This is a genomic window from Ruegeria sp. BB1, assembly GCF_056539465.1.
Genome location: NZ_JBQFVB010000010.1, coordinates 25,885 through 46,542, shown reverse-complemented (window position 1 = coordinate 46,542; position 20,658 = coordinate 25,885). Strand labels below are relative to the sequence as shown.

The following is a 20,658-nucleotide window of genomic DNA, read 5'->3' as shown; positions in this document are numbered from 1 at the left end:
GCGGGGCAATTTTCGAATCCGGAGAACACTATGGCATTTGATAGCCAAACCCTGGGGGACACCCCGGCGCAAAACATTGCTGCGCAAAAGTTCTACTTCGCCGCCTGGCGGTGGCATTTCTATGCGGGGATTTTCGTTATCCCCTTCCTGATCATTCTGGCCGTCACCGGGTTGATGATGATGCTCATCACCCAATATGACGGTCGCGATGGCGAAAAAATTGCGGTCGAAGTTCAGGGAACCGCCCTGCCAATATCGCAACAGGCCGAGGTCGCGCTAACCGAACTCCCCGGCACAGTCGTCGAATGGATTGGCCCGAAAGCCGCCGATCTGGCCACCGTGTTTCGTATCAAAACCGAGGCAAGCCAACGCCTTATTGCCGTCGACCCCTATGCCGGAGAGGTCCTGCAAATCTGGGATCGTCGCGCGGGCTGGTACGATCTGGCGGACAATATTCACTCGACCCTGCTGATCGGGACAACCGGGGATCGCATCATTGAAATCGCTGCCGGTCTGAGCCTGCTGATGGTCTTCACCGGTCTTTACATGTGGTGGCCACGCGGCAACGCCATGGCTGCATTTGTCCCCAACCTGCGCACGCGAGGCCGTGCTTTGTGGAAATCCCTACATGCCGTGATCGGGTTCTGGATGTCCGGGCTGCTGGTTGTCTTTCTGATCTCGGGCCTCTCCTGGGCCGGTGTCTGGGGTGGAATGATCGTACAACCCTGGAGCAGCTTCCCCGCCGAGAAATGGGACAACGTGCCCCTCTCGGACGATATCCACGCCAGCATGAACCACGGGCACCAAAACGACGTTCCCTGGGCGCTAGAGCAAACGCCGATGCCCGCCTCGGGTTCTGAGGCCGGGATTGATGGCGTACCGCAAGGCACGCCGGTGGATATCGATGCCTTGGTGGCGTTGGGAGTGGCGCTGGACATGTCAGGACGCTTCCGCGTCGCGTATCCCAACGGCGAGGAGGGCGTCTGGACCCTGAACCGCGACAGCATGAGCAGCGACTCGACCGATCCGGCAAACGACCGCACCGTTCATGTGGATCAGTATACCGGCAAGATCTTGGCCGATGTGCGGTATCAGGATTATTCGCTGATGGGGAAGTCCATGGCTGTTGGCATTCCGTTTCACATGGGGCTGATGGGGACGTGGAACTTTATCCTGAACGTCGTGTTCTGCCTGTCGGTCATCTTTGCTTGCGTCTCGGGCGTGGTGATGTGGCTGAAACGGCGGCCACAGAGTGCGGGGCGACTGGCCGCGCCGCCAATGCCTGCGGAAATGCCGCTGTGGAAAGGGGCTGTTGTGATCGGTCTGTTCACCGCGATGGCCTTCCCGCTGGTGGGTCTGACATTGCTGGCGGTGCTGGTCTTTGACCTTCTGCTGGTCAGCAATATCCCGGTGATGAAAAAAGTCCTGAGCTGACAAATCCGGGCCGCATCGCATCGGTGCGGCCCGATCTATCCCGATGTTTCCGCTGTCTGGGTTTGGCAGCGTCCGCCAATGTCCTATACGTGCTGTGCCCCATTCACCTCGATTTCCGCCCCCGAGATGTATGAGCTTTCCTGAGAACACAGGAAATAGATCGCCGCTGCGACTTCTTCAGGCTGCCCTAACCGTCCAAGTGGCAGATTTTCCACTATTTTATTGGTACCGGGGCTGAGGATTCCGGTTTCAACCTCACCAGGTGCGATTGCGTTCACCCGCACGCCCATTGGGCCGAAGTCATGTGCCATTTCCCGCGTCAGCGCTGCCAGCGCCGCCTTGGATGTAGCGTAGGCCGCGCCTGCAAACGGATGTACGCGCGCGCCTGCAATGGATGTCACGTTAACGACTGATCCACGGGCTGCGGCCAATTCCTCTTTCAAGCCGCGCGCCAGAACAACGGAAGCAAAGAAATTGACGTGGAACACCTGCCCCCAAGTCATGAGGTCGGTGTCCAGCGTATTCAATCGCTCTCCTTCTGGGCCCTTCGGCGACACCCCCGCGTTGTTGACGAGGGCGTGTAGCTTGCCTCCGACCATTTCTTGCAGGACACCAACTGAATTGATCGTTTCGGCAGGATCGCTCAGATCCAGCTGCAAATGATTTTCTTTTCCTTCCCACGGACAATCATCCGGCACAGGAGAGCGCGAGCACGTGATAACCCGCCAACCTTCGGCATGGAACCGACGAACCGTTGCGAACCCAATGCCCCGGCTAGCACCCGTCAGAATAAGAGTTTTTTGCTCCATTGGATGTGTCTCCTGTTTCAGGGCATGCAGGCACACTAACAGTGGCGACTGCACTCACAACAGCGATCTTGGCTTATGCCGCCAAAACGCCTAACACGTGAGGAAGAGGACCAAGATATGAAGACACGAGACATGAACCGGGACTGGATCGCCACCGCCGCCACTTTGAACAGCGCATTGCCGTATCTGCAACGCTATGACGGTGCAATCGTCGTCATCAAACTGGGCGGCCACGCCATGGGCAGCGACGAAGCGATGGAAAGCTTTGCCCGCGACGTCGTTCTGATGCGTCAGGTCGGGGTCAACCCGGTGGTCGTGCATGGCGGCGGGCCGATGATCAACGCGATGCTGGATCAGCTGAACATCCAGTCGGAGTTCGTGAACGGCAAACGTGTGACCGACAAAGCCACCGTCGAAGTGGTCGAGATGGTGCTGTCCGGTCTGGTAAACAAACGCATCGTGCAGGCAATCAATGGTCAGGGCGGCAAGGCGGTGGGCCTGTCGGGCAAGGATGCCAACCTGATGATCTGCGATCAGGCCGATCCGTCACTTGGGTTTGTCGGCTCTCCGTCGCAGATGGATCCGGCGATTTTGCATAACCTGTTCGCGCATGACGTGATCCCCGTGATCGCGCCTCTGGGCGCAGGTAAGAACGGCGAGACCTTCAACATCAATGGCGACACTGCTGCCGGGGCTATTGCTTCGGCGCTCAAGGCGGACCGGCTGCTGCTGCTGACGGATGTTTCGGGCGTTAAGAACGCGGGCGGCGAGGTTGTGACCGAGCTGAAAGCCGGTCAGATCCGCGAAATGACCATGGACGGCACCATTGCGGGTGGGATGATCCCCAAGACCGAAACGGCTCTGGATGCCTTGCACAGCGGCGTACGGGCCGTGGTCATTCTGGATGGGCGTGCGCCCAATGCGGTGCTGTTGGAGCTGTTCACCGAACACGGCGCAGGCTCGCTTATCCGGCCCGACTAATTACCCAACGGAGGAGACATGACCGGACGTCCCCCGACCTCCTCATCAACCTTCTATGACCGCGTGGAACATGCGGTGCTGCAAGCGGGTCTGATCGTGATGGGCGCCCTGCACCCACACCGGGTCGACGCCAAACAATTGGATGGCGGCACGCTGATCCTGTTGGGCGCGGGAAAATCATTCTGGCCCACGCTGAAATCCGCACCCGAATGGCCAGGCGACCACCCGGTTGATCGGTGGTCAACGCGCGTGGTTGGGCAGTTGGCCCACGATATGGGGGCCGAGGCACATTTTCCCTTCGGCGGCCCGCCCTACGCACCCTTCATCGACTGGGCCCTGAAATCCGGGCGTACCTTCAGCAGCCCGGTGGGCGCGCTGGTGCATGATACCGTCGGCATGATGATCTCATACCGTGGGGCGCTGCATTTTACCGAAGAGTTCATTATCCCCGAGGTTCCCGGCTCCTCTCCTTGCATCAACTGCCCGGCCCCCTGTACCCAAACCTGCCCCGTCGGCGCCCTGAACAGTCAGAATTTCTATGATGTCGGGGCCTGTCACGCTCATCTGTCCACCGCGGCAGGGCAGACCTGCATGACAGGTGGGTGTCTGGCGCGGCTGTCCTGCCCCCTTAGCGAGGGTGCAGGGCGCGATGCTGAGCAATCCGCCCATCACATGAAGGCCTTTCACCCGTCATGAGCCGCACCCTGATCCTGACTCGCCACGCGAAATCCAGTTGGAATGACTTGTATCTTTCGGATCATGATCGCCCTTTGAACAAACGCGGACGCAAATCCGCCCCGGCGATAGCCGGTTGGCTGCGCGCAAACGGCTGGCTGCCAGATGAGGTGCTAAGTTCAACATCGACCCGCACCCGTGAAACCTGGGACCGTATGGGGCTGCAGGCGGACAAGATCACGTTTCACCGTGCGCTTTATCACGCGGAGTCCGAAGACATTCTGACCGAATTGTCAGGGGCGACAGAACCCACAGTGCTGATGCTGGGCCACAACCCCGGGATCGGCGTCTTTGCCAGCCGCATTGTCCGGGAGGCACCAGACCACGCCCGGTTCCACGACTACCCGACCTGCGCCACCACCGTGATCCGGTTTGATATCGACGACTGGGCGCATGTCCGATGGCACAGCGGCACCGTGCAGGGGTTTGTCATTCCACGGGAGCTGCTGGAATGAAAAAAGGCGGGGCAAAACCCCGCCTTTTCGTCCGGTTCTCTGGGATCAGTGGCCCAGAATCTGGCTGAGGAACAGCTTGGTCCGTTCGCTTTGTGGGTTGTTGAAGAACTCTTCCGGTTCGTTCTGTTCCACAATCTGACCGGCATCCATAAAGATCACACGGTTGGCGACCTGACGGGCAAAGCCCATCTCGTGCGTCACGCACAGCATGGTCATGCCTTCCTCGGCCAGCTCGATCATGGTGTCGAGCACCTCTTTGATCATCTCAGGGTCCAGCGCCGATGTCGGTTCATCGAACAACATGATCCGCGGCATCATGCAGAGCGAGCGGGCAATCGCCACACGCTGCTGCTGACCGCCCGAAAGCTGACCGGGGTATTTGTCGGCCTGTTCAGGGATTTTCACCTTTTCCAGGAAATGCATCGCACGCTCTTCGGCCTCTTTCTTGGGCGTCTTGCGCACCCAGATCGGAGCCAGCGTGCAGTTTTCCAGGATAGTCAGGTGCGGGAACAGGTTGAAGTGCTGAAACACCATGCCAACCTCGGACCGGATCTTGTCGATGTTCTTGAGGTCATTCGACAGCTCGGTCCCGTCCACAACGATCCTGCCCTGCTGGTGTTCCTCCAGCGCGTTCAGGCAGCGGATCAGAGTGGACTTGCCCGACCCCGATGGCCCCGCGATCACGATCCGCTCGCCCTGGTTGACGGTCAGATTGATGTCGCGCAGCACGTGGAAGGCCCCGTACCACTTGTTCATGTTGGTGATTTCGATGGCGACCTCGTCGCTCACCTGCATCTTCGAGCGGTCGATTTCGCGTTCAATTGCAAGTTCAGACATGTGTTGAACTCCTTAGCGGTGGCCAGTCTGAAGCTTGCGCTCCAGATACATGGAATAACGGGACATGGAGAAGCAGACGACGAAGAACAGCACGCCGATAAAGGCGAACAGCTCCCAGTAGACGCCGTTCCAGGCGGTATCGGCGCGGATGCCGTTGGTCAGGCCAATCACGTCGAAAAGACCGATGATCGAGACCAGCGTGGTATCCTTGAAAATGCCGATAAAGGTGCTCACGATGCCCGGGATCGAGATTTTCAGCGCTTGCGGCATGATGATCAGCCGTTGGGCCTGCCAGTAGTTAAGGCCCAGACTGTCGGCCCCTTCGTACTGACCGCGCGGCAAGGCTGCCAGACCACCCCGGATCACCTCGGCCATATAGGCGGCCGAGAATAGGGTCATCATGATCATCACTCGCAGGATGATGTCAAAATTGGTTCCCGGCGGCAGGAACAGGTTCAACAGCAGCGAGGCCACGAACAGCAAGGTGATCAGCGGCACGCCGCGAATGAACTCGATAAAGCCCACGCACAGGTATTTGACGATCATCAGATCGGACTGCCGACCCAGCGCCAGAACGATGCCAATTGGCAGCGAGACACCAATGGCCACAACACCCAACAAGATTGCCAGCATAAAGCCACCAAAGTCGCGGCTTTCGACCGGCGCGATACCAACGGGAATCACTGAATCGATCGCAACAGCAACCGGTCCAGAGGCAAACAACCACCAGAGTATCGGCAATCCAATCGCCAGAATCAGCGCCATCAAGGAACCTGCGGCGGGTAGCGCCAGCTTGTATACAAAGTACCCAATGGCGAACCCAGCAGCGACCATCAGCGGCCCCCAAATGCTTCCACCCCACATCAGCCAAGGCAGCAGAAACGGATAGGCCGCCGTTACGAACAACAGCTTACGCGGCACTTTGGTGAACAACACCGGCGCAATAGCAACCAGCAACAGGATGAAGGTCAGGTTCGGCCGGAAATAGGCCGGCCAGCCGCCCGATTCAGGTGGGTTAGACCACGTCGCGTCCGGATGCGCCGGATAAGGCGGATAGAACCCGTACAGCAATTGCAGCCACCGGTCCTTGATAACACCCCAGCAGGCATGGCCATGAGTATCACCCCATGTCGCCATCATGATCTCGCGACATTCCGACAGAGAATTGGCATTCCATACGGATTCGAACGTCCATGACAGGATGTTGGACAGCACATAGTAGATGAAGAACAGTGAGATGATGGTCAGGATGGCGTTGAGCCAGCTTGAGAACAGGTTATGCCTGATCCATCCCAGCACACCGACCTCGGATGCGGGTGGTGCCTGCTCCGGCAACATTTCCGTGCGGACAAATGAAACATCACTCATATTACCGCTCCACCAGTTTGACACGGTTGTTGTACCAGTTCATCACCGCCGAAATGCTCAGCGAGATGGACAGATAGACCAGCATCAGCAGCAGAACGCATTCCAGCTCGCGGCCGGTCTGGTTCATAGTGATGCCACCCAAAGTACCCGTGATGTCCATATATCCGACCGCGATCGCCAGCGACGAGTTCTTGGTCAGGTTCAGATAGTTCGAGATCATCGGCGGGATAATCACCCGCAACGCCTGCGGCAGGATCACCAGACGCATGGTCCGGCCAGGGCGCAGACCCAGTGCGGATGCGGCCTCGGTCTGACCCTTGGAAATTGCCAGAATACCGGCGCGCACGATCTCGGCGATGAAAGCCGCAGTGTACAGCGACAGGGCCAGCCACAACGCGATCAAAGAGTTCCGCATATGGGTGCCACCGGTGAAGTTAAAACCTTTCAACTCGGGGTAGCCTAGATGAAAGCCTAGCACTGTCAGCAGAATGATCGACGGAACGAACAGCAAACCCAGCTGGATGTGCCAGATGGTCGGACGGTCACCCGTCTTTTCCTGCGTCGCATTGGCCCAGGCCGACACTTTGCGCATTGCGAAGATGCTGCCGCCAAGCACGATCAGGAAGGCGATGAGGTCCAGCGAAACATCGAACCGCAGGCTCGACGTGCCGAACAGGTGGATGTCACCCAACCCACGCGAAAACAGGAATTCGGGGATATAGACCCCGCGATTGGTCACAGCGACTGTGCCGAACAGATCCATAGTGGCTTCTGGGTTTTCACCCCGGAAGGCGCGCGGTGCCGGCAGGCTTTCGATCAGGATCGCCATGGCGAACACGATCCAAAGCAGCACTGGCACGTTGCGGAACATTTCGACATAAACCGTCATGATCCGCGCGATCAGCCAGTTATTCGACAGGCGCAAAACACCGACCATAACGCCAATGATCGTTGCCGTGATACAGCCCAGAACTGCAACAACCAGCGTGTTTAGCAGGCCTATGAACGCCGCACGCAGATGGGTATCGCGCGAGTCGTATTCCAGCAGACGCTGGTTGATGTCATAGCTGGCCGGTTCGGCAAAAAAATCGAACCCGACTGTTCTGCCCAGTGTTTCGAGGTTCTGAATGGTGTTGTTGATAATCCAGGCTGCCAGAAGCATGAAACCGATCATCGCTATGACCTGAATGGTCGCAGATCGGTACCGCGTATCGTAAAGGAGCATGGACAGCCGGAAGTGCTCCTTCGGCGGGTCAGTGAGTGTCGTCATGACCTATGTTTTTCCCCGTGCATCCCGGTTTATGGCAGAGTTTGCTTCTGCTCAGATCGTTCCGGGCGTGTTTCTTATGGAAGGAAAAAGGGCGCAGGTTGCCCCGCGCCCTTTTCCGTGGTTTTTAGCGGAAGGGCGGTGCGTAAAGCAGACCGCCATCAGTCCACTGAGCGTTCAGGCCGCGTGCCAGACCGATCGGAGTTTCTTCACCGATGTTCTTGGCAAACACTTCGCCATAGTTGCCGCCGACTTTGATCGCGCGCTGTGCCCAGTTCGCGTCCAGACCCAGCATCTCACCCAGCGTACCTTCGGTACCCAACAGGCGGTTTACCTCTGGGTTGTCGGTGGCACCGCTGGACATCTCGTCGATGTTCGCCGAGGTTACACCCAGCTCTTCCGCCGCGATCAGTGCGTTGAGGGTCCAGCGGACCACATCGCCCCATTCGTGATCGCCATGACGGACCAGCGGGCCCAGCGGCTCTTTCGAGATGATTTCGGGCAGGATCACGTGATCACCAGCGTTTTCAAAGGTGGCACGAGTTGCCGCCAGGCCAGATGCGTCGGTGGTATAGACGTCACAGGCACCAGCCAGATACTGCTGCTGCGCTTCGGCGTTGGTTTCGATCGGAACCGGCTCGTAGCTCATGTTGTTTATGCGGAAGAAATCCGCCAGGTTGAGCTCGGTCGTAGTGCCGGTCTGGATGCAGACCGTCGCGCCGTCCAGTTCCTTGGCCGAGCTGACGCCCAGAGCCTTGGGAACCATGAAACCCTGACCATCATAATAGTTGATGCCGACGAATTCGAACTTCAGGTCGACGTCGCGGCTGAAGGTCCAAGTGGTGTTGCGGGCCAGCATGTCGATCTCGCCCGAGGCCAGCGCGGTAAAGCGTGTCTTACCGGTGGTCGGAATGAATTCTACAGCGGTCGGATCGTCCAGAACGGCGGCTGCAACGGCGCGGCACACGGCCACGTCAAAGCCCTGCCATTCGCCATTGGCGTCCGGGCTGGCAAAGCCGGGAACACCGGTCGCCACGCCACAGTTCAGTTTGCCGCGCGCCTTGACATCATCAGCAGTCCCCGCCGCAGCCGCACCAGCAGCCAGGCCGGCGATGGTTGCCACGCCCAAGATTACGGATTTTTTCATTTTTACCTCTTCCTGATTTCCCGTCCCTATCCAGAGACGGCTCTGTCCGGCACCTTTGGCACCAGAAAGGTTTCCCCAAAGGTGTCTCCCCTTTAGTGGGCACGAGTTTGGGCGTATTCATAAACAAACGTCAAGGCCCGGATCAGGGAAAACGATGAGTCAATTCAAAGATGACTCGTTCCACGTTGGAAAATCAGGCTGTAAGGGATCAAATCGAGAGGTCAAAAAATCTTTTTGCGTGCAAAAAGGCCGCCTTTTTGGTTTCCGCTACGTCAAATGCCTCATCGTCGTGGCCCCATTGCTCAATCTGCCAAATTTCATCCAGCCTGGACATTTGCCAGATTTCTTCAACATTGCGCCAGTTCAGAGCAGTCGCAAAACCAAGGACAAGCGAGCCTGACAAGCTGACAAGATCATGGAATGCGGCCAGTTGAAAATCGTTAAGCTGATGAACACGCAGCTTTAGGGTGTTCAAAGCCGTTTCCGATTGCGGCTGATGCAACACACCAGCCACGGGCAACAGCCGCGCAGATAGCACCTCGGCCGCCCAGTCCAGGGCCGGGTCCCATTGCTCGGCCTGACGTTTTTGCAACTCTTGCGGGTGTGCCGCGCGGTAGCACAGCAAATCCGAATCCCCATAGTCGGCCAACATGTCCGCAACCTCGGCGTGTTGATGGTGGACCTTGTCGATGGCAGCGTTGGCCGATCGTGTGAATGGCATGACTCGCGGGTCGATCTCTTTTTCCTGCGCGTCCCATTCAGCGGCAACCTGTTCGGCCATAGCATGTGTGGGCAGGATCAAGGCTGCCTTAGCCGGAGTTTTCACCCGGCGTCCGTCCAATTCGACAGTGAATCCCCCTTCGGCATCGACCACGGCACTTTCGGTCCAAAATCGCTTGGGTTTCCAATCGCTCATGTTGTCAGGTCCAGATATCGTCCAGCGCTTGCGGCAGCTGGTCAAAGGTTTCAATTACACAGGTCGCACCGTCCAGAGCGGACCGGTCGTGATAGCCCCAACTGACACCGATGCCCGTCACCCCGGCGGCGCGGGCCATGTTCATGTCGAATCTTGTGTCGCCAATCATGACCGTGTTGGCCGCGTCCACCCCGGTTTCACTGCGCGCGGTGTCGATCATCGAAGGGTGCGGTTTCGACGGGTGGTGATCCGCAACCTGCCGGGTCACGAAATACCGCTCCAGCCCATGCGCCTCGATCAGTGCGTCCAGCCCGCGCTGGGACTTACCGGTGGCCACGCCCAACAATATTTCAGGCACTGCGTGCAGCGCCTCAATGGCATCCCGCGCGCCAGGATAGAGAGGAGAGCTTGCAGCGCCATTTTCAAGACGGTGCGCGTGATAGGCTTGTTTATACCCCTCGACCAGGCACTGCTGATCACTGTCCGAATGTTCTGGCGCCAGTTGTGCCATCGCGTTGGGCAGGGACAAACCAACAATGGACAGAATTGCGTTGCGGTCAGGCACCGGTAGGGACAGCGCCCGAAAACTGGCGGTCATCGCCGCGACGATGCTGCCCTGGCTATCGACAAGGGTGCCATCCACATCGAACAGCACCAAACGCAGCGGTGCGCTCATTGCAGTTCCTCGAAGGGATCATCGGCGGCCAGATCCTCGGTCCAACCAAAGGTGTCCCAGCTGTGTTTCATGTGATCCGGCAATGGCGCAGTAATGGTGATGGTCTTGCGCGTGGTGGGATGCTGGAACGAAGCCTGCCGTGCGTGCAGATGCAATTTCTTGCTGATGATACCGCCCAGTTGCGCGCCCCACCCGTCACCAAGGTTTTCCTGACCTGAGCCGCCGTATTTGCCATCGCCGATGATGGGATGCCCAATTGCGGCCATATGCGCGCGCAGCTGATGCGTGCGGCCCGTGATCGGCTCCATCGCCACCCATGCAGCGCGCCCAGCCACCCGGTAAAGCGTGGCATAGAGCGTGTGCGCCCTTTTCGCGCCCGGCGTGTCATTGATTTCGTTCAGATGCACGGGGATCATCTTTTCACCCTCACCGTGCTTGCCGTGGCCTGCGGCTTTGACCAGCCCGGTCTTGATCTCACCCAGATAGGGCGTCGGCACCCCGGCGACCAGCGCCCAATAAATCTTGCGCGTATCGCGGTGACGGAAGGCGGTAGTCAGCCCTTTGGCCGCCTCGCGCGTGCGCGCCATCAGCAATACGCCCGAGGTGTCTTTGTCCAGCCGATGCACAAGGCGGGGGCTCTCGTCATATCCAAACCGCAGCGCCTCGGACAGGCTGTCAACGTGGCGCGTCTGGCCACTGCCGCCCTGCACCGGCAGGCCTTGGGGTTTGTTCAGCGCCAGAACGTCATCATCGCGATAGATGACGCAGGACTGGATCATCTTGGCGTCGGCGTCCGAAATACGATGTTTGACCTCGGCAGGTTTGTGATCGGCATCGGGCAAAGGCGGTACACGAACGACCTGACCAGCCTCAAGCCGGGTCGAGCCTTTCACCCGCCCGCCTTCAACCCGCAGCTCGCCCTTGCGGCACATCTTTTCGATGCGCCCCTGGCTGACATGGGGAAACAGGCGGCGCAGCCACCGGTCCAACCGCTGGTCGCCGTCACCTTCTGCCACGGTGATCATCTGTACGCCGCTCATGCCGATATCCCCTGCGTCGCGCGACGTGTCCGCGCGCTAAGCCTGTCTGTACGTGTCCTAGAAAACATGCGCGTCTGTGGCCTGCTGCACCGCAAGAGTCAAGCCGACCTTACCCGTTGCGCTGGGCCCGCAGCTTGGCAAAATAATCCAGCCGCTTTTTCAACTCGCGTTCGAACCCACGTTCGACCGGCTGATACAGTTCAGGCCGGTCCATACCGTCAGGGAAATAGTTCTGACCCGAAAAGCCATCTTCGGCATCGTGGTCATAGGCATAGCCCGCGCCATAGCCCTGATCCTTCATCAACGAGGTCGGCGCATTCAGGATATGCTTGGGAGGTGGTTCGCTGCCCGATTGCTTGGCCAGCCGCATCGCCGCCTTGTAACCGACGTAAGCGCCGTTCGATTTGGGGGCCAGGGCCAGGTAGACCAGCGCCTGTGCCAAGGCCAGTTCCCCCTCGGGACTGCCCAGCCGTTCATAGGTCTGCCATGACTGCACGCAGATCGCCTGTGCCTGCGGGTCGGCCAGACCGATATCCTCAACCGCCATCCGGGTGATCCGCCGCGCCAAATATCGCGGGTCTTCGCCCCCCGTCAGCATCCGCGCGAACCAATAAAGGGCAGCGTCCGGATCTGACCCGCGGACCGATTTGTGCAAGGCTGAGATCAGGTTGTAATGCTCATCCCCCGATTTGTCGTATTTTGCTGCACGCCGCATCAACCGGGTCGACAGCGCATCCGGGTCCAGCGGCGCATCGACCTTCCACGCCGCGATCTGCTCGATCAGGTTCAACAGCGCACGCCCGTCACCATCGGCCATTTCCTGCAACGCCTCACGGGCAGGCCCGGTCAGCGGCAATGCGCGGTCCAGCTCTTTCTCGGCCCTTTGGGTCAACCGTTCCAGATCAGTCAGGCTGAGCCGTTCCAGCACCAGCACCTGCGCCCGGCTGAGCACAGCGGCGTTCAGCTCAAAGGACGGGTTTTCGGTCGTGGCACCAACCAGCAGGATCGTCCCATCCTCCATATGGGGCAGGAACCCGTCCTGCTGGGCTTTGTTGAAACGGTGGATCTCATCCACGAACAGCAGCGTGCCCTGCCCGTTCTGGCGGCGGATCTTGGCGGCTTCGAACACTTTTTTGAGGTCCGGCACGCCAGTGAAAATTGCGCTGATCTGAACGAAATGCAGATCGGTTTCCTGCGCCAGCAGCCGCGCGATAGTTGTTTTTCCCACCCCAGGCGGCCCCCAGAACACCAGACTGGACAAGCTGCCCGAAGCCAGCATGACCCCCAGCGGTGCCTCCGGGCCCAAGACCTGAACCTGCCCGATTACCTCAGCCAGCGCTTGCGGCCGCAACCGATCCGCCAGCGGTCGATGTGCGGGCGGTGCTGGCGCGGCGGCCCCGGTGCCGAACAGATCGCTCATACCTTACAACCGGAACCGCAGGGAAACCGAACGGCCACCGCGCAGGATGTCAAAATTCAACCTGCGTCCCGGATCGGTCAGCGCATCGACTATGTCTTGCGGGTGGTCGATCTGCGCGCCGTTGATGCCATTAACCACATCACCCACACGCAGCCCAGACCGCCCTCCGTATCGGTCTGCGTCCACCACAACAACGCCGGTTTGCGACAGCACCAGCCCCAGCCGCGTGATGACCGCCGGATTAACGCGTGAGACCGTCAACCCAGGCATGACCGTCTGGTCATCCAGCGTGGTCTCGTCGGCTGGCGGGGTCTCGGGCGCTCGGACAAGAGCTACTTCCAGATCCGAGCTTTCTTCGCCGCGCAACCGGGTCAAGACCGAGGTGCCACCGACGCCCGCCACCGACATACGAAACTTCATCTCGGCCGGAGAGTTCACTTCATCCCCGTCTACGTGGGTCACCACGTCACCGACGCGCAGCCCTGCATCGGCAAGCGGGCTAAGGGGGTGCAGGTCAGAGATTACCACGCCCAACGGGATCACCAGACCCAGCGACTCGGCGATATCAGCGCTCATGTGCTGACCTGCCATTCCCGCCCAAGGGCTGATGAAAAGGTCATTACCCTCCTGCGCTTGCCGCAGGAACTCGGCCACCAAATTGGCCGGGATCGCAAATCCAATGCCGTTTGATCCGCCCGAGCGGGTCAGAATGGCCGTATTTATCCCGATCAGATCCCCGTTTACGTCAATCAGCGCCCCACCCGAGTTTCCCGGATTGATCGCCGCATCCGTCTGGATGAAATAACCGCGCGCGTTGCCGGTCGCAGCCCCGGTCCGGGCCAGCCCTGAGATGATGCCCGACGACACGGTCTGTCCCACCCCGAACGGGTTGCCGATGGCCAGCGCCAGTTCCCCCACCGCGACTTGATCGGAATCGCGCAGTTCCAGGAACGGCAGATCGTCAGCCTCTTGCAGGCGCAAAATGGCGATATCGCTTTCCTTGTCACCCAGTACCACCTGGGCCGAATACTCCCGCCGATCCGTCGTCACCACGCGAATTTCCGTGGCAGTACCAACCACATGGTAGTTCGAAACGACGTAACCATCCTGCGAAAGGATTACGCCGGACCCCAGCGAGTTCTGCACTCGCGGGCGCGGCTCGGCCGTGCCGCCGCCAAAGAAATCCCGAAAGAACGGGTCCGAGAAAAACGGGTTGGCCCGCCCCTGCCGCACGATCTTAGCATAGATGTTGACGACCGCCGGTGAGGCCTCTTTGACCACCGGAGCGAAACCCAACGATATCTCGGCTTGTGATTGCGGCACGCGGGTGTCCGCAATGGCAACCGAGGCGCATGCGAAGGAAAGAGCGATAAGTGTCGCGCGGAACATATAGACCTCAACTTGCAGAGTTGCGTTGGATATGCGCCCGCGCGAAACGTAATGCAAGCTTCCGGTGACAGTCAGTTAAGAGGAGCGTTCAACCGCGTACCCTTGGTAATGATCCCGCCGCGATTGCCAACATCAATGGTTCCGTAGCGCTGCTTGAACACCTCAGGCAATTCGCGGTCTCCCTCGGGGGATAACCAAAGCCGGAACAGATGACGCCGCTCGTCCGGGTTCGGCCAGTCGGTGAACCCTGTCCGGTCGTGCAGCTGGGAATGATTATAGACGAACTGCATGTCTCCGGGCTGCAGCCGCATGGTCAGGTACATTTCTGGATCATTTGCTAACGCATCAAACCTGTCCAAAGCCGCGACGTGGTCCGGTGTCAGGCGCATGGCATCAGGAAACCTTTGCGCGCTATCGATATACTGGCGCTGGTAGAACACGGTGAGCTTGCCGTCGTGCCAGCAAAATGGAGGGATCGTCATGAATGGTTGCATGCCTTCCGGCACTTCGCCACGGCGATCGGTCGCGATGGGGTCGAACAAACGCTGCAGCAGGTCGGGGCACTCGGCACGCATTCGATTATAGATGGTTTCGGCACTGACCAACAGTGAATCCCCGCCCTCTTTGGCGTCACGCAAACATAGCAGCCCGACGATATCGGCGCTGTCCGTGTGAAAGGTCTGCCGCTCGTGGGTCTGGTAAATCCGCGTGTTCGGGTCATTGGCATCCGCGCCAATGTCACGGACATGCCCTAGAATGTGGCCCTGAGCGTTCTGTGAGCGGGCAGACCCCAGATGTGCCCCCGCCCCGCAGAAAATAGCCGCTGCCATCTCTTGCGTGTACGATTGCACCGGAAGGCCCCGGACTACCTCAAATCCGATCCCATTGATCAATTTGTCGCGCAGATGTTGCAGATGGCCGTCAAACCGTTGTAACGGAAAATCCGCTTTTGAAATTTCCCCGATGTCGCGCCCCAAGCTCAGATAGTGACGGGCAGCTTGTTCAAGATCGGCGATGTCCTCGGGCGAAAGGTCGACAATCCATTCATGCTCGCGAGCGCTCATCTGTTGTCCGGTCCAAGCGGAAGGTCCTGTGAATTCACTGGGGATCTCGGATATTTCCGTCATCATCTGTACTCCACACATATTTTTCAGGATAACGCGGGAAAGATGGTTTTTCATTGCCGTAAATCGCCGGAAATGACGTTAGTTAGACGATAGACCTGTACTGTCCGCCTGCAAACAGGTGGCGCACGCATCATTCAATCGGCGACCAATCCTGACCGGGATCGTAGGACGTAAAATCCGCAGTTATTTCCAGTGTTTCGGGGCCAAAATCCGCCTCGAAAACAATTCCGTTTTCGCCCACAAGGAATGAATGGATACCGGTTTCACCATATTCGGCTGGAACTGCCAACAGGGCGTGCCCGGCGACAAACCTATCACCGACAAAATAGGAATAAGCGCCACCCGGTGCATTTGGACCCTGCTCTTGTAGGATAGTATAGTAATACCCTAGGAAGGGCTCGGCCTCGTAATTAACCTCGCCATCACTCCAACCCGAAGCGGCAGCGCGGGCCAGTGCTGCACCGACAAAGCTGTCTTCTTCGGGCCAGAACAACCCGTTTCTGACGCCTGGATCCGCAATAATCGTCTGAGCAAATTCCATAACGCCATCACCATTGTGATCGACCAGCCTGAACGCAGCCTGAAGATCGACGTAAGCCTCAAGCAGTTCGATCACGTCCAGTTCGTTCAAGCCAATCTCGCGCGCCGAAAGTTCCTCGATGCCGGCTTCGAGATCGAATTGCCAGCCGTCTTCGCCTCGTGAAATGGGGATCGGGAATGGCCAGCTGTCTTCGCCCAACAAAAGAACGACGCCGTCCTCGTCGGGCTGAAATCGGTAACCCTCGGCGTACATGGCAAGTACTTCCTGCCGCCTTTCCTGATCCTCGACAGGATCACCTGTCCCGATCAGGTCTTCCGCCTCGGGCCCAAAAATCTCCAGCAACTTGCCTTGGTCATCCGCCCTCAGGGCATCAACAAAGGCATCAAGGGCAGTTTGCGGCGTGTCGAACCGAACCCCATCTGAAACTGCCGCACCCGCAGTTGCGGTAAGAAAAATAATGGAAAACACCGAATTACGCATCTTACCGTCTCCGCTTGCCTTTGGCGGCATGGCCGCGATTGGACGCGCTGTGGGTTCTTTTCCCTGACGCCTTTTTCTTCATCGCCTGCCCCTTGGAGGCCTGTGGCTTGCGCTGAGCCGCTTTCTTGGCCTGAGGCTTCTTGGCAGCTTGGGGTCTTTGTTGGACAGGCTTTTTCGCAGTCTCCGGTCTTTGCTTGGTACGCTCGACGGCTTGCTGCTTGGCTGCGGCCTTATCCCGGTCGACATTGCCCCGGTTCACCTGTGGCAGGTCTTTCTTTCCACTGTCCCGGTTGGCAAGCGCACCGCCAGCGACGGCTCCTGCGCCCGCTCCGGCGGCAACCGCTGCTGCCCGCTCACGCGAAGCGCCATCCCGACTAATATCGGCAGCACCAGATTCGCGGCTCAGTTTCGCGCGCAACTCATCTGTGCGTCCTTCGGGACGGTTCACTGGCAGATCGCCACGGCCACTTTCGGGCCTTTTGTGGTTCGAGATTTTATCCTGTGCCTGTTTTTTGCGGTCAGGATCGGGTTGCCATCCGATGTCCGTCCGGTCCCCAAGATCAATGTCCCTGTCGATATTGACGTTGCGGTCGACATCAATGTCGATATCGGGGTTCCTGATGATGGGTTGACCATTCCATCCGCCACAATTCCGACAGCCCCAATAGTCGTACCAATCATCATCGTCGTCAAAAATTTCGTCAATTAGTGCGACCGTTCCAAAGGTCAGTAACGCCGCACCAACCACATCCCCTGTCGATGGACCGGTATAAACTGTTTCGGGGTTGTATTGCGGCACATATACCGTCTCGGTGTTTGTGGGCGTGATGACTACTGTTTCGTCTTCGGCCACTTCAACTGTTTGTTCAGGGCCTGAAACTAATGCGCCACTGTCGATCGCCTGGTCCCGCATCACCTGAACAGCGTCCATCACATCGTCGGACTGGGCCAGCATCGCGGTACCCATGGTTTCGGTCCAGTCAATATGAGTGGCCATCTGCCCGACAACTTCGGGAAACGCCGTTGCAAGAACACTGACCGAAGGATCCCAGCCCATGGCATCGATTTCCGGCTCCAACTCAGCGGGGTCACGGTCGGCGTTGTCCAGCAAGAAACGCTCGGCCTTTACAATTTCCAACGGCTGGGTAGCGGCGACAAATATCTGGATAAGCAACGTGTCTGGATAAAGAGCGACCGGTGCAACCAATGTTTGCAGCTCGGCATCTGTCAACAGATCAGATTGATCAGTTGACGTTTCTTCGGCCGCGGGATCATTGGAGGTTTCCTGAGCATAAAGCGCGGTTGATGCGCCAATACCGAGCACAAAAATCAGATACCTAAACATATTGCGATCCTTTAATTTCTTAAAGGATCACCCAAGATTGCGATTCTGGCAACAGGAGGACCAGTTGGCCGCTTGGTCCGCGGAATCAAAAACCCCCGCGTCCGGAGACACGGGGGTCAGAATTCAGAAAGCCGGGCTTTCTTATGCTTCGTCTGCAGCCTCTTCGGCGGCAACGCGGGCTTTGTCGGCCGCGCCTTTGGCGTCGACGTCGCGATCTACGAATTCGATGATCGCCATCGGGGCCATGTCGCCATAGCGGAAGCCAGCTTTCAGGATGCGGACGTAACCGCCCTGACGTTCGGCATAGCGGGGGCCCAGAACTTCGAACAGCTTTGCGACGTATTGGTCTTCTTTCAGCTGCGATGCGGCCTGGCGGCGGGCGTGCAGGTCTCCGCGCTTGCCCAGGGTGATCAGTTTTTCAACGATCGGGCGCAGTTCTTTTGCCTTCGGCAGAGTCGTTTTGATCTGCTCATGCTCGATGAGCGAGCCAGCCATGTTCGCAAACAGCGCCTTACGGTGCTCATGTGTACGGTTCAGGCGGCGGTAACCACGTGCGTGACGCATTTTCTAGTTCCTTCTTTCGCGTTTTGCTTTGTCTGGCCGGCGATGCGTGTCACCGGCTCTCCTTGGGGCGGAAGTGCCCATTTTGTCCCCGGCAGTCCCGGGCATTGGGGAAGACGCGTTTAGAACGCGTCTTCGAATTTCTTGGCCAGATCTTCGATGTTGTCGGGCGGCCAGTCCTCGACATCCATGCCCAGGTGCAGACCCATGCCGGACAGCACTTCCTTGATCTCGTTCAGCGACTTGCGGCCGAAGTTCGGGGTGCGCAGCATCTCGGCTTCGGTTTTCTGGATCAGATCGCCGATGTAAACGATGTTGTCGTTCTTCAGGCAGTTTGCCGAACGGACCGACAGTTCCAGCTCGTCCACTTTCTTCAGCAGCAGCGGGTTGAACTCCAGACCATCGTCTTCGTCCTGGCGGCCCGCTGATTCCGGCTCGTCGAAGTTGACGAAGATCGACAGCTGATCCTGCAGGATACGAGCGGCAAAGGCCAGCGCGTCTTCCGGAGTGATCGAACCATCGGTTTCGATCTTCAGGGTCAGCTTGTCATAGTCCAGAACCTGACCTTCACGGGTCGGCTGAACGTCATAGGCAACCTTTTTGACCGGCGAATAGATCGCATCGATCGGGATCAGGCCGATAGGTGCGTCTTCTGGCTTGTTCTTCTCAGCCGAAACGTAACCCTTACCGGTGTTGACGGTCAGTTCCATGAACAGATCGGCACCATCGTCCAGGTGGCAGATGACGTGATCGCGGTTCAGAACCTCGATACCAGCGCTTTCGCTGATGTCGCCGGCGGTGACAACTGCGGGACCTTTCGCATTGATCGACAGACGCTTGGGGCCTTCGACTTCCATGCGCAGGGCGACCTGCTTGAGGTTCAGGATGATATCGGTGACGTCTTCACGAACGCCTGCGACCGAGGAGAACTCGTGCAGGACGTTGTCAATCTGAACGCTGGTGATGGCCGCACCTTGCAGCGAGCTCATCAGAACGCGGCGCAGCGCGTTGCCCAGGGTCAGACCAAAGCCACGTTCCAGCGGCTCGGCAACCAGAGTCGCCTGACGCGCAGGATCGTTGCCCGGCTTGCCTTCCAGCTGGGTCGGCTTGATCAATTCAGCCCAATTCTTATGGATCATGTAATCCCTCCATTCCTGTCCGCGCCCCATGACCAACAAGGTGCAGACGCCCGAGGTTCAAAATGACGTGCTGGGGCCGTGCAAAAAACACAGCCCCAGCTCAATTCAAAATCGCTTAGACGCGACGACGCTTCGGCGGACGGCAGCCGTTGTGAGCGATCGGAGTCACGTCACGGATCGACGTGATGTTGAAGCCCACAGCAGCCAGCGCGCGCAGAGCCGATTCACGACCCGAACCGGGGCCCTGAACTTCGACTTCCAGCGTCTTGACGCCATGTTCCTGCGCCTTCTTGCCTGCGTCTTCTGCAGCCATCTGAGCGGCGTAGGGTGTCGATTTCCGCGATCCCTTGAAGCCCATGGTACCGGCAGACGACCACGAGATGGCGTTGCCCTGTACGTCCGAGATCAGGATCTTGGTGTTGTTGAAGGTCGAATTCACATGGGCAACGCCCGATGCGATGTTCTTACGCTCTTTGCGCTTAACGCGAGTCTTATCACGTGCCATCAGTCAGACCCTCCCTTATTTCTTCTTACCAGCGATGGCCTTTGCGGGGCCTTTGCGGGTACGAGCATTGGTGTGGGTACGCTGACCGCGAACCGGCAGGTTGCGGCGGTGACGCAGACCGCGATAGCAGCCCAGGTCCATCAAGCGTTTGACGTTCATCTGAACTTCACGGCGCAGGTCACCTTCGACGGTGAAGTTGGCGTCGATGTGCTCGCGGATGGCCAGAACTTCGGCGTCGGACAGTTCGTTAACGCGACGGGTCGCGTCGATACCTACGGCTTCGCAGATCGCTTTGGCCGAGGTGTTTCCGATACCGGTGATATATGTGAGGGCGATAGGTACCCGCTTTGCAGTCGGGATGTTTACGCCGGCAATACGTGCCACGTGTCACTTTCCTTTTCGTTGCGGTTCCGTAACTCCAGAACCTTTTTTCACAACGCTTTACCGTGGCAGTGAGGCCAGAGGGTTCAGCATTATTCGAGGTGG

At 58.5% G+C, this 20,658-nt stretch carries 21 protein-coding genes; 4 read left to right on the top strand and 17 right to left on the bottom strand.

From position 1 onward, the window contains the following. The first annotated feature begins 30 nt into the window (after positions 1-30). Entirely contained in the window at positions 31-1,434 is a 1,404-nt protein-coding gene (locus ACR0AL_RS17935) for a PepSY-associated TM helix domain-containing protein (protein ID WP_480664092.1), read from the top strand. A gap of 83 nt (positions 1,435-1,517) precedes the next feature. Here the strand turns inward: ACR0AL_RS17935 and ACR0AL_RS17930 are convergent, their stop codons facing one another. After that, positions 1,518-2,243, bottom strand: a complete 726-nt coding sequence (locus ACR0AL_RS17930; protein ID WP_480648883.1) for an SDR family NAD(P)-dependent oxidoreductase — start codon at positions 2,241-2,243, stop codon at positions 1,518-1,520. Positions 2,244-2,360: 117 nt separating this feature from the next. Between ACR0AL_RS17930 and argB the strand changes: the two genes are divergently transcribed. The 3 genes from argB to ACR0AL_RS17915 are packed head-to-tail and all read left to right on the top strand — an operon-like array spanning position 2,361 to position 4,414. Next, entirely contained in the window at positions 2,361-3,224 is an 864-nt protein-coding gene (gene argB, locus ACR0AL_RS17925; RefSeq protein ID WP_170362244.1) for an acetylglutamate kinase, read from the top strand. 18 nt (positions 3,225-3,242) lie between these two features. Further along, positions 3,243-3,920 (top strand): ferredoxin, encoded by a 678-nt coding sequence (locus ACR0AL_RS17920; RefSeq protein ID WP_480648885.1) that lies wholly within the window; start codon positions 3,243-3,245, stop codon positions 3,918-3,920. After that, entirely contained in the window at positions 3,917-4,414 is a 498-nt protein-coding gene (locus tag ACR0AL_RS17915; RefSeq protein WP_480648887.1) for a SixA phosphatase family protein, read from the top strand. The genes ACR0AL_RS17920 and ACR0AL_RS17915 overlap by 4 nt, the downstream gene beginning before the upstream one ends. Positions 4,415-4,459: 45 nt before the next feature. Here the strand turns inward: ACR0AL_RS17915 and ACR0AL_RS17910 are convergent, their stop codons facing one another. From ACR0AL_RS17910 to rpsM, 16 genes are all read right to left on the bottom strand, one after another. Next, positions 4,460-5,251 (bottom strand): amino acid ABC transporter ATP-binding protein, encoded by a 792-nt coding sequence (locus ACR0AL_RS17910; RefSeq protein ID WP_058283489.1) that lies wholly within the window; start codon positions 5,249-5,251, stop codon positions 4,460-4,462. Positions 5,252-5,263: 12 nt separating this feature from the next. Further along, entirely contained in the window at positions 5,264-6,619 is a 1,356-nt protein-coding gene (locus ACR0AL_RS17905; RefSeq protein ID WP_480637976.1) for an amino acid ABC transporter permease, read from the bottom strand. A 1-nt stretch (position 6,620) separates the two neighbouring features. Next, the gene (locus tag ACR0AL_RS17900) at positions 6,621-7,889 is read right to left on the bottom strand and encodes an amino acid ABC transporter permease (protein ID WP_170351660.1); all 1,269 of its coding nucleotides are present in this window, start codon (positions 7,887-7,889) and stop codon (positions 6,621-6,623) included. Between the two features lie 124 nt (positions 7,890-8,013). Beyond that, the gene (locus ACR0AL_RS17895) at positions 8,014-9,033 is read right to left on the bottom strand and encodes an amino acid ABC transporter substrate-binding protein (RefSeq protein WP_170351661.1); all 1,020 of its coding nucleotides are present in this window, start codon (positions 9,031-9,033) and stop codon (positions 8,014-8,016) included. Positions 9,034-9,241: 208 nt separating this feature from the next. Next, positions 9,242-9,949 (bottom strand): ATP12 family chaperone protein, encoded by a 708-nt coding sequence (locus ACR0AL_RS17890; protein ID WP_170362249.1) that lies wholly within the window; start codon positions 9,947-9,949, stop codon positions 9,242-9,244. Positions 9,950-9,953: 4 nt separating this feature from the next. Beyond that, entirely contained in the window at positions 9,954-10,625 is a 672-nt protein-coding gene (locus ACR0AL_RS17885) for an HAD-IA family hydrolase (RefSeq protein ID WP_480664090.1), read from the bottom strand. Further along, positions 10,622-11,665: an RluA family pseudouridine synthase gene (locus ACR0AL_RS17880; RefSeq protein ID WP_480648891.1), complete on the bottom strand. Its 1,044-nt coding sequence runs from the start codon at positions 11,663-11,665 to the stop codon at positions 10,622-10,624. Before ACR0AL_RS17880 ends, ACR0AL_RS17885 begins: the two co-directional genes overlap by 4 nt. Before the next feature lie 109 nt (positions 11,666-11,774). Beyond that, on the bottom strand, positions 11,775-13,085 hold the full coding sequence (locus ACR0AL_RS17875) for a replication-associated recombination protein A (protein ID WP_480664088.1): 1,311 nt from the start codon (positions 13,083-13,085) through the stop codon (positions 11,775-11,777). Positions 13,086-13,088: 3 nt separating this feature from the next. After that, positions 13,089-14,474 (bottom strand): trypsin-like peptidase domain-containing protein, encoded by a 1,386-nt coding sequence (locus tag ACR0AL_RS17870; RefSeq protein ID WP_480664086.1) that lies wholly within the window; start codon positions 14,472-14,474, stop codon positions 13,089-13,091. Between the two features lie 71 nt (positions 14,475-14,545). Then, positions 14,546-15,538 carry a TauD/TfdA family dioxygenase gene (locus ACR0AL_RS17865; RefSeq protein ID WP_254429609.1) on the bottom strand — a complete coding sequence of 331 codons (993 nt, stop codon included), beginning with the start codon at positions 15,536-15,538 and terminating at the stop codon, positions 14,546-14,548. Positions 15,539-15,731: 193 nt separating this feature from the next. After that, positions 15,732-16,622 (bottom strand): DUF2950 family protein, encoded by an 891-nt coding sequence (locus ACR0AL_RS17860; RefSeq protein WP_480664084.1) that lies wholly within the window; start codon positions 16,620-16,622, stop codon positions 15,732-15,734. A gap of 1 nt (position 16,623) precedes the next feature. Further along, entirely contained in the window at positions 16,624-17,967 is a 1,344-nt protein-coding gene (locus ACR0AL_RS17855) for a DUF3300 domain-containing protein (protein ID WP_480664082.1), read from the bottom strand. A gap of 141 nt (positions 17,968-18,108) precedes the next feature. Further along, positions 18,109-18,531: a 50S ribosomal protein L17 gene (rplQ, locus tag ACR0AL_RS17850; RefSeq protein ID WP_480664080.1), complete on the bottom strand. Its 423-nt coding sequence runs from the start codon at positions 18,529-18,531 to the stop codon at positions 18,109-18,111. Between the two features lie 119 nt (positions 18,532-18,650). After that, a complete protein-coding gene (locus ACR0AL_RS17845) occupies positions 18,651-19,667 on the bottom strand; it encodes a DNA-directed RNA polymerase subunit alpha (protein WP_058276312.1) in 1,017 nt (338 codons plus the stop codon). A gap of 115 nt (positions 19,668-19,782) precedes the next feature. Beyond that, positions 19,783-20,172 (bottom strand): 30S ribosomal protein S11, encoded by a 390-nt coding sequence (rpsK, locus tag ACR0AL_RS17840; RefSeq protein WP_008757289.1) that lies wholly within the window; start codon positions 20,170-20,172, stop codon positions 19,783-19,785. A 15-nt stretch (positions 20,173-20,187) separates the two neighbouring features. After that, positions 20,188-20,556 carry a 30S ribosomal protein S13 gene (gene rpsM, locus ACR0AL_RS17835; RefSeq protein ID WP_058272383.1) on the bottom strand — a complete coding sequence of 123 codons (369 nt, stop codon included), beginning with the start codon at positions 20,554-20,556 and terminating at the stop codon, positions 20,188-20,190. Positions 20,557-20,658 lie beyond the last annotated feature (102 nt).

Bases quoted from the DNA above. Each gene is read 5' to 3' on its own strand.
- rpsK (WP_008757289.1), bottom strand. From the start codon at position 20,172: ATGGCACGTGATAAGACTCGCGTTAAGCGCAAAGAGCGTAAGAACATC.
- ACR0AL_RS17860 (WP_480664084.1), bottom strand. From the start codon at position 16,622: ATGCGTAATTCGGTGTTTTCCATTATTTTTCTTACCGCAACTGCGGGT.
- ACR0AL_RS17855 (WP_480664082.1), bottom strand. From the start codon at position 17,967: ATGTTTAGGTATCTGATTTTTGTGCTCGGTATTGGCGCATCAACCGCG.
- ACR0AL_RS17875 (WP_480664088.1), bottom strand. From the start codon at position 13,085: ATGAGCGATCTGTTCGGCACCGGGGCCGCCGCGCCAGCACCGCCCGCA.
- ACR0AL_RS17890 (WP_170362249.1), bottom strand. From the start codon at position 9,949: ATGAGCGATTGGAAACCCAAGCGATTTTGGACCGAAAGTGCCGTGGTC.
- ACR0AL_RS17900 (WP_170351660.1), bottom strand. From the start codon at position 7,889: ATGACGACACTCACTGACCCGCCGAAGGAGCACTTCCGGCTGTCCATG.
- ACR0AL_RS17895 (WP_170351661.1), bottom strand. From the start codon at position 9,033: ATGAAAAAATCCGTAATCTTGGGCGTGGCAACCATCGCCGGCCTGGCT.
- ACR0AL_RS17905 (WP_480637976.1), bottom strand. From the start codon at position 6,619: ATGAGTGATGTTTCATTTGTCCGCACGGAAATGTTGCCGGAGCAGGCA.
- ACR0AL_RS17935 (WP_480664092.1), top strand. From the start codon at position 31: ATGGCATTTGATAGCCAAACCCTGGGGGACACCCCGGCGCAAAACATT.
- ACR0AL_RS17870 (WP_480664086.1), bottom strand. From the start codon at position 14,474: ATGTTCCGCGCGACACTTATCGCTCTTTCCTTCGCATGCGCCTCGGTT.
- ACR0AL_RS17865 (WP_254429609.1), bottom strand. From the start codon at position 15,538: ATGAGCGCTCGCGAGCATGAATGGATTGTCGACCTTTCGCCCGAGGAC.
- argB (WP_170362244.1), top strand. From the start codon at position 2,361: ATGAAGACACGAGACATGAACCGGGACTGGATCGCCACCGCCGCCACT.
- ACR0AL_RS17880 (WP_480648891.1), bottom strand. From the start codon at position 11,665: ATGAGCGGCGTACAGATGATCACCGTGGCAGAAGGTGACGGCGACCAG.
- ACR0AL_RS17910 (WP_058283489.1), bottom strand. From the start codon at position 5,251: ATGTCTGAACTTGCAATTGAACGCGAAATCGACCGCTCGAAGATGCAG.
- ACR0AL_RS17885 (WP_480664090.1), bottom strand. From the start codon at position 10,625: ATGAGCGCACCGCTGCGTTTGGTGCTGTTCGATGTGGATGGCACCCTT.
- ACR0AL_RS17915 (WP_480648887.1), top strand. From the start codon at position 3,917: ATGAGCCGCACCCTGATCCTGACTCGCCACGCGAAATCCAGTTGGAAT.
- rplQ (WP_480664080.1), bottom strand. From the start codon at position 18,531: ATGCGTCACGCACGTGGTTACCGCCGCCTGAACCGTACACATGAGCAC.
- ACR0AL_RS17920 (WP_480648885.1), top strand. From the start codon at position 3,243: ATGACCGGACGTCCCCCGACCTCCTCATCAACCTTCTATGACCGCGTG.
- ACR0AL_RS17930 (WP_480648883.1), bottom strand. From the start codon at position 2,243: ATGGAGCAAAAAACTCTTATTCTGACGGGTGCTAGCCGGGGCATTGGG.
- ACR0AL_RS17845 (WP_058276312.1), bottom strand. From the start codon at position 19,667: ATGATCCATAAGAATTGGGCTGAATTGATCAAGCCGACCCAGCTGGAA.